The organism is Oceanobacter sp. 4_MG-2023 (assembly GCF_030689165.1).
Lineage (GTDB): Bacteria > Pseudomonadota > Gammaproteobacteria > Pseudomonadales > Oceanobacteraceae > Oceanobacter.
In genome coordinates this window covers 1-660 of sequence record NZ_JAUYVV010000077.1, presented here as the reverse complement: position 1 = coordinate 660, position 660 = coordinate 1, and the positions used below count along the sequence as shown (strand labels likewise).

The 660-nt window shown below is 52.9% G+C and carries 1 protein-coding gene; it reads left to right on the top strand.

The features are described 5' to 3' along the window. The coding region (locus tag Q8W24_RS16830) for a hypothetical protein (RefSeq protein WP_305476055.1) at positions 1–660 on the top strand (660 nt) is incomplete at both ends.

The following is a 660-nucleotide window of genomic DNA, read 5'->3' as shown; positions in this document are numbered from 1 at the left end:
TGATGGCGCCTATGTGGTGACCTGGTACGGAAGGGATAGCGACGGTGATTGGTCGATCTTTGTGCAGGCCTTTGATGCTGACGGCTTCTTAAACGGTGCCACGGTACAGTTGGAAGCACTGGATAATATCACCGGTGATGACTATCTGCCTCAAATTACCGCCGTGGGCACTGATGGCGCCTATGTGGTGACCTGGTCTGGTGAGGATAGCGACGGTGATTGGTCGATCTTTGTGCAGGCCTTTAACGCCTATGGTTCCTTCAACGGTGACACAGTACAGCTGGAAGCGCTGGGTAAGACCAACGGTGATGACGAAAGTCCCCAAATCACTGCGGTGGGCACTGATGGCGCCTATGTGGTGACCTGGTACGGTGATGATAGCGACGGTGACACTTCGATCTTTGTGCAGGCATTTAATGCCGATGGCTCCGTCAACGGTGACACAGTACAACTGGAAGCACTGGGTAAGACCAGTGGGTATGATGGGTACCCTCAAATCACTGCGGTGGGCAGCGATGGTGCCTATGTGGTGACCTGGTACGGGGCTGATAGTGACGGTGATTATTCGATCTTTGTGCAGGCGTTTAATGCCGATGGCACACTGGTGATAGATAGCACCTATGAAACAGGGGAGTTGATCACACTACAAAGCAATGAAGC